This window comes from Nostoc sp. (assembly GCF_036918015.1).
Lineage (GTDB): Bacteria > Cyanobacteriota > Cyanobacteriia > Cyanobacteriales > Nostocaceae > Nostoc.
In genome coordinates, this window is sequence record NZ_JBALEO010000034.1 from 184,451 (window position 1) to 191,209 (window position 6,759).

The following is a 6,759-nucleotide window of genomic DNA, read 5'->3' on the forward strand; positions in this document are numbered from 1 at the left end:
TACTTACTTAACAATTTTGGAGATGCTGCTTACAGACAAGTTATGCTATTCCTCTGCCCACTCGCTCAAAGCTCGATCGCTTTACAGATGTTTTTGTGGCAATCAGTTTCATATTCTGCCTACCTAAAACAAGGTATGCAATGAATATACTGAATTTAAGGTTATAGATTTATGAAGTTGTAACTCCTAATACTCTTTCAAAAATGCAGGTTATAAAACTCCAAACTAAAGTGTAAAAATTTGTTTAATCTACAAGCAAAAGCGAATTAGCAATATTGGTTCAGTTAAGTCTCCTGGGCAACTCTATAAAGTTCTGATTTAGTTTTAATCTTGTTTTAGGATATTTGAGAAAATTTTTGTTGAATAAAATCAATACTAAACTAGCCTTGAAATATCGGTTTTTTCACCCATACCACCAACAGCCAATCGATCCAGCATCCTGCCAATTCCAAATTCGTACAGCTACACCTGCTGATTTGATTGATGTTGCCCAAATTATTACTGAAAGCTTTCACTCCCACAAGGGTATATGGGGATGGGCTTTCCCGTTGCTACGTCTGGGTATTTACGAAGACTTAAGGCATCGAATGGCATCACCTGCGCCCCGTCATCTTTGCTTAGTTGCCCTTGAAGCTACTACTGGTGAAGCTAATAACTTAGTAGGAAGTGTGGAAATGGGTGTACGCTACACTAGTGATTCATGGAGCCAGGTTGGTGTAGGTTTTCCTTACTTATCTAATTTAGCGGTTCACCCAAAATACCGTAGACATGGTGTGGCTTCAGGATTACTTACTAGCTGTGAAAAAGTCTCTCGCGAGTGGGGATTTCAAGACTTATATCTCCATGTTTTAGAAAATAACTATCAAGCACGACAGCTTTATTTCAAGCTGGGATATCGAGTGCATAAAGTCGAATCTAATTGGAATACATTTTTTCTAAGACGCTCAAGCCAGATGTTATTGCACAAGCACCTGAGTGCTGATTCCATTATCTGAATTTTGTTTTGGCAATTGTCAAGTTTTGTATTCTGTTCCAATTAATTTGATAAAATTTGTAATTCATAGCGGCAATCAAGCACAAACTAAGCTAAACCACGTCTACCTTGAGAAGCATAGTTATTTTGACTTAGAGAAAGCTAAAAACTCAAGCCAGGACTAAATAATATACTCTTCTTAAGAACTCCAGGTTTTCAAATGGACGGGGTTTAATTAGAAATCTAGCCAAAATTAGCTAAATATCCATATAAATCCGCTTTGATTTCGATGACTAACTTGGTTTAGCAGGCAAGAGCTAACGATAAAGAAGGCTCGTTAAGTTATACTGAGTTTTTTCACGCAATTAAATAGGAGTCCTAGAAATTAAAACTAAAACATATTTGTTAATTTACTCGCTTCGTAAATAGCTTTTGATAATTTTTTCTCAGAAGAATATTTGATTTAAACTTTTTACGAAAAATTCCCTCGTCCCTATAAACAAATTATCTTTTTAGTAAATATTTTTAATATTAAAAAATGTTAAATTTAGCTTTTGGAATTTATGGTTAACAAATTTTTGAAAGCATTCAATATAGATGAAAATAGACTATAATCGGAAGATATGCGAAATCGCGTTCCAAGAAATCATTACTTCCTCATAAAAACTTTGTAATTCATATATTCATCTTTATAAAAACTTTAAGAAAACACTCGTATAGTTTACAGACAAATCTAGTTATATCTCATAAAATATAATCACTCAATTACTGAAACAACGCCTATATATTGCTATTTTTAGTTGGATTGACCAGAAAGGTCTTGATAATAAAAGAATTCAAAAACTTGATTTGATATAACAGCTAGTTCCGTTTTGAAGTGCATACTACAACAACATTCATTAAAAGTTTAAAAAACATGGATAGCGAACAGCATCGACGCTATCAGACCTCTATGGTATCAACTTATTACCCTGAAACTACTTTCCTTGACTCTGTTGTCATGTTAGACGGAACTGAGCAATCACAAAGCTCGGATATCCTTACACGTTTGCACAGTGGAGAAGTTTTCATCGTCAATAGTCGTAGGCGAAATGGATTAATACTCTTTAAACGCTACCATGCAGAGTTTGCTGGGCCTGGGGCTGCTGTGGGTGGGGATTACGATTGTGATTGCCAAAGGGCACTGCCCATAGGTAATCTTTCTTTATTAACTCCTGAATCTAATGAAGAACGCCAGAAAGCTTACTTGATTAGGCGACAGTGGATTCGATTGATCAAACAAATTACAGAAAATCCACTGCCTGGGCAGCGAGTTCAGAAGATTCTGGATCAATTTGAACAATACTTTCCACCAGAAATAGTGGCTCTTTTGCCGGATGTTGCCTTTGCTCTTTTAGTAGGTGTGCTGCCACAAACAGTGGGAGTAGTACGCCGTTTGGGCAGTGAGGTAAATAGCAGGTTTAATTACTGAGTAAATTGCTAAGATGACAAATTTGCCAAAGCAGCTTTTACTCGATTAACGGTGCGGGCGTTTTCTTCTATCGTTCCGACAGTAATTCGTAATCCTCCACTAATGTGCCGTACAAGAGTGCCGAGTGTTCTAAGTTTCTGGTGGAAAGTTTTTAAAGCAGCTTCTTGTGAATTAAAACCATTTGGTTTAAGACGGAGGTAAATAAAGTTGGCAGCACTTGGAGTAATTTGTAGTTCTGGTTGCTGGGATAAAATTTCGATGAGTTTGGCTCGTTCACTCAGGGTTTGGGGAATTGATTCCAGCAAAAGTGTACGATTTTGTAAACCAACTAAGGCAGCTGCTAGGGAAAAGCTGGGGAGATTGTAGGGTAAGCGAACTTTTTCTAAAATGGCGATCGCTTCTGGATGAGCGACGCAATAACCAACACGGAGAGATGCTAACCGGAAGGCTTTAGAAAAAGTGCGTAATATTACCCAATTAGGATGCTGTACTAATTCACCTGCTAGGGTAGTTTGGCTGAATTCAAAGTAAGCTTCATCAATTACTATCAAAATATCCTGTGGCAAACTTCTTAACCACGCCAACTCTGCCGCAGTCAAGCTGTTAGCAGTAGGCGAATTTGGATGTACTACGAAAACTACGCGAATGGGGGGATTTTGAGTTTGTTCCATCGCAGACTGTGCAGCGCTTATGTCAATTTCAAAATTTGTTTCATTTCTCCCCACCGCCACTACAGGAATGCCCAAAGTTTGCGCCAAAATCCCGTACATCGAGAAAGTGGGATTGGCAACGAGAATTGATCCTTCTCCTCCTAAACAGGTGGCGATTAATAAAGAGCGGATAATTTCATCTGAACCATTACCAACAGAAATATTGGCAGCAGTAAATAAGGATGATGAGAGGGTGGCTGATTCATTGACATACTGTGCGATCGCATCCTTAAGTGTTTCATGTCCGCCATCAGGATAACGATTTGTTTCAATTACTTGCTGATACGTCCACGCCAACTTCTCTTTTAACTCAGGTGGTAAATCGTAGGGGCTTTCATTTGTATCTAACCGATCGAACTGTGTGGCGACAGAATTGGCTGTATCACTGCTAGGATGAGGTTTATAGGCGGTGAATTGGGCTAAATCTGACCGGATGAAGGGAAGCATAGTTTTAGTCATTAGTCATTGGTCATTAGTCATTGGTCATTAGTAACTAACAAAGCACAAATGACTAAGGACATTATTTATGTGTGAGTCTAATATTTTACAACTTCAAGGTAATTGGCAAAAGAGGCGAATTGCCTGCCAAATTTCTTCCATAACATTACCCAAGGCGTGATCGCTGTCGAGTTCAATTAACTGCACCCAAGGACGAGAACGCGCAAAGTCACGACTAGCTTCGACAGGAATGACTTCATCCTTTTTGCCGTGCAAAATTAGCGTGGAGATAGGACGTTGCAAAAGTTTTTCTTGGTATTGGGCAGCATCTATGACGAAATCGTAACTTAAAGGAATTAATTGCTCTTCTCCGTAGTGGTAGACCATGATAGATTTTTCTTGCTGCCAACGCTGTACTTCTTCATCTCCTAGCTTAGGCAACCAATGAGATAAAAACCGAAAAGCTGGTGCTAGCAAAACTAAGCGTTGCACTTGTAAATTTTGCTGTCCCAAGTGGGCGGCAGTTAAACCACCCAAACTTGAGCCAATCAGCGTTACTGGTGTAGAATCATTGTTGAATTCGGCGGTAACTTGAGCGATCTGACGAGTGATTGTCAACTGGGAAAAATCGCCTGCATTGAGATCGGGAATTTTCAGCTTTGTGTGAATTTGGGTAAAGCGATCGCTTATATCCCGCGCTTTGGCAGATTTAGGGCTAGAAGCAAAGCCGTGAAGATATATGTAGTCCAAAGTTGTAAATAGTTAGGAGTGAGGAGTTAGGAGTTAGGAGTTGGGAGTTGGGAGTTGGGAGTTTCTTTCTTCAACTCATAACTCATAACTCATAATTCTTAACTCTTATGTATTACCGCATTGTGACAAATTCCTCTGCGGCTGAGGGATGGACACCCACAGTGCCATCAAAGTCTTTTTTAGTTGCGCCCATCTTAACTGCGATCGCTACACCTTGGATAATCTCAGCAGCACTTTCACCTACCATGTGAGCGCCTAGAACTTTATCGGTGTTGCCATCAACCACCAACTTCATCATTGTCTTCTCTTGCTTACCAGTCAAACTGTGGTACATAGGGCGAAAGCGAGTGCGAAAAATTTTGACGGCATCACCGAGTTTTTCCCGTGCTTCGGCTTCTGTCCAGCCGACTGTTGCAGCTTCTGGGTTAGAAAATATGGCTGTGGGCACAGTTTCATGACTGAATTCGCGGCGGTTATTTCCAAATTCACTATCAGCAAAGGCGCGACCTTCACCAATGGCTACAGGAGTTAAATTGATTCGGTCTGTGACATCGCCAACAGCAAAAATATTCGGTTGACTAGTTTGACTATATTCATTGACTGCGATCGCATTTGTGGTAGGGTATCCAGGCCCTTCTACAGAACTGGCGACAACATCAACCCCAGCGTTTTCTAAACCTAATCCATCTACATTGGGAGTTCGACCGGTCGCTACTAAAAACACATCGGCAATTAGTGGTTCTTGGTCATCCCCTGATAAAGTCAGTTTCAACCCTTCTGGGACACGTTCAATTGCTTTCACCACATTATTCTTAATCAAGCGAATTCCGTGGTTCGTCATACCCTCTTCAATTTCTATACGGACATCTTCATCAAAACCATTTAAAATCTTTTCACCTCTGGTAATTTGTGTCACTTCAGAACCCAAACCGCGCATAATACAAGCAAATTCCGTGCCGATATAACCAGCGCCAATAATGACTATGTGTTTTGGTTGTTCTTTTAGATGAAAGATTTCGTTAGAGGTAATGCCATGTTCCATCCCTGGTAAATCTGGCTTGACAGGACGCCCACCAACAGCAATTAAAATTTTGTCTGCTGTAATTTTACGTCCATCAACTTCTACAGTGTGGGGATCTACCAATGTGGCGCGACCAGAAATTAGTGCCACTCCAGCTTTTTCTAAGAAGTTGATGTGTAGCTGCGACAGCCGCCGAACTTCCTTATCTATAGATGTAATGAAATATTCCCAGTCAAACTCAGCATTACCTACTTTCCAGCCATAGCCTGAAGCGTCACTGAACAGTTCGGGAAAGTGAGAGCCATAGACCATGAGTTTTTTGGGAACGCAACCGCGAATCACACAAGTGCCACCAACTAAATCATATTCAGCGATTGCCACTTTTGCGCCGTAGCTAGCCGCTCGTTTGGAAGCCGCCAAACCTCCAGAACCCGCACCAATTACAAATAGGTCGTAATCAAAAGTCATAAGTTTATGTTCTCTTTAGCAACAAGTGAGTTCCTGGGAACTTACACACAGAACGTGATTGAACTATATAAGGATATCCGGTGAACGCTGTGTAAGTCCTATCCTTGATTTAATCTAGCGTTAGCAGATGCTATCTGGTCGTAGGGAATATCACTTTTTGCTTTGGCGGCTTGTAGGCAGTAGTTAACAGTTGTATAGTTCTGCCCCTAGTCGAGCATAAGTCTGTGCTACCGCATTGGAGCAGCTAAGTTCCACAGGACTTACGTAAAATTATGACAAAACCTACTGCCTTCGACGTTCGCAGAGCATTTTTTACCCCCATTAGCAATTTTTATTTTTATGTACTTGGAGACTCAGTTGGGGTTACTGGTGTTGGAGTTACAGGTGTTACTGGTGTTGGAGTTACAGGTGTTACGGGTGTTGGAGTTACGGGTGTTACTGGTGTTGGAGTTACAGGTGTTACGGGTGTTGGAGTTACAGGTGTTACGGGTGTTGGAGTTACGGGTGTTACAGGTGTTGGAGTTACGGGTGTTACAGGTGTTGGAGTTACGGGTGTTACAGGTGTTGGAGTTACGGGTGTTACGGGTGTTGGTGTTACGGGTGTTACGGGTGTTGGTGTTACAGGTATTACGGGTGTTGGTGTTACAGGTATTACGGGTGTTGGATCTGTTGGCGTTACGGGTGTTGGATCTGTTGAGGTTACAGGTGTTGGTGTTACAGGTATTACGGGTGTTGGAGTTACAGGTATTACGGGTGTTGGATCTGTTGGCGTTACGGGTGTTGGATCTGTTGAGGTTACAGGTGTTGGTGTTACGGGTATTACGGGTGTTGGGTCTGTTGGCGTTACGGGTGTTGGATCTGTTGAGGTTACAGGTGTTGGTGTTACGGGTATTACGGGTGTTGGGTCTGTTGGCGTTACGGGTGTTGG

The 6,759-nt window shown here is 41.2% G+C and carries 6 protein-coding genes; 3 read left to right on the plus strand and 3 right to left on the minus strand.

The genetic code is table 11. The annotated features are described in order from the left end of the window. Positions 1-356 precede the first annotated feature (356 nt). Both V7K61_RS08630 and V7K61_RS08635 read left to right on the plus strand, forming a co-directional pair. Entirely contained in the window at positions 357-995 is a 639-nt protein-coding gene (locus V7K61_RS08630; RefSeq protein WP_442936304.1) for a GNAT family N-acetyltransferase, read from the plus strand. An 894-nt stretch (positions 996-1,889) separates the two neighbouring features. Further along, positions 1,890-2,444 (plus strand): hypothetical protein, encoded by a 555-nt coding sequence (locus V7K61_RS08635; RefSeq protein ID WP_335052729.1) that lies wholly within the window; start codon positions 1,890-1,892, stop codon positions 2,442-2,444. A gap of 8 nt (positions 2,445-2,452) precedes the next feature. Here the strand turns inward: V7K61_RS08635 and V7K61_RS08640 are convergent, their stop codons facing one another. From V7K61_RS08640 to gor, 3 genes are all read right to left on the minus strand, one after another. Further along, positions 2,453-3,601, minus strand: coding sequence for a histidinol-phosphate transaminase (locus V7K61_RS08640; protein ID WP_335052743.1), 1,149 nt, complete (start codon positions 3,599-3,601; stop codon positions 2,453-2,455). 105 nt (positions 3,602-3,706) lie between these two features. Continuing rightward, positions 3,707-4,342: a YqiA/YcfP family alpha/beta fold hydrolase gene (locus V7K61_RS08645; protein ID WP_335052731.1), complete on the minus strand. Its 636-nt coding sequence runs from the start codon at positions 4,340-4,342 to the stop codon at positions 3,707-3,709. A gap of 112 nt (positions 4,343-4,454) precedes the next feature. Continuing rightward, on the minus strand, positions 4,455-5,831 hold the full coding sequence (gene gor, locus V7K61_RS08650; protein WP_335052733.1) for a glutathione-disulfide reductase: 1,377 nt from the start codon (positions 5,829-5,831) through the stop codon (positions 4,455-4,457). A 272-nt stretch (positions 5,832-6,103) separates the two neighbouring features. Here gor and V7K61_RS08655 point away from each other — a divergent pair. Then, positions 6,104-6,759 (plus strand): hypothetical protein (locus tag V7K61_RS08655; RefSeq protein ID WP_335052735.1); only part of this gene is annotated, 656 nt, incomplete at its 3' end.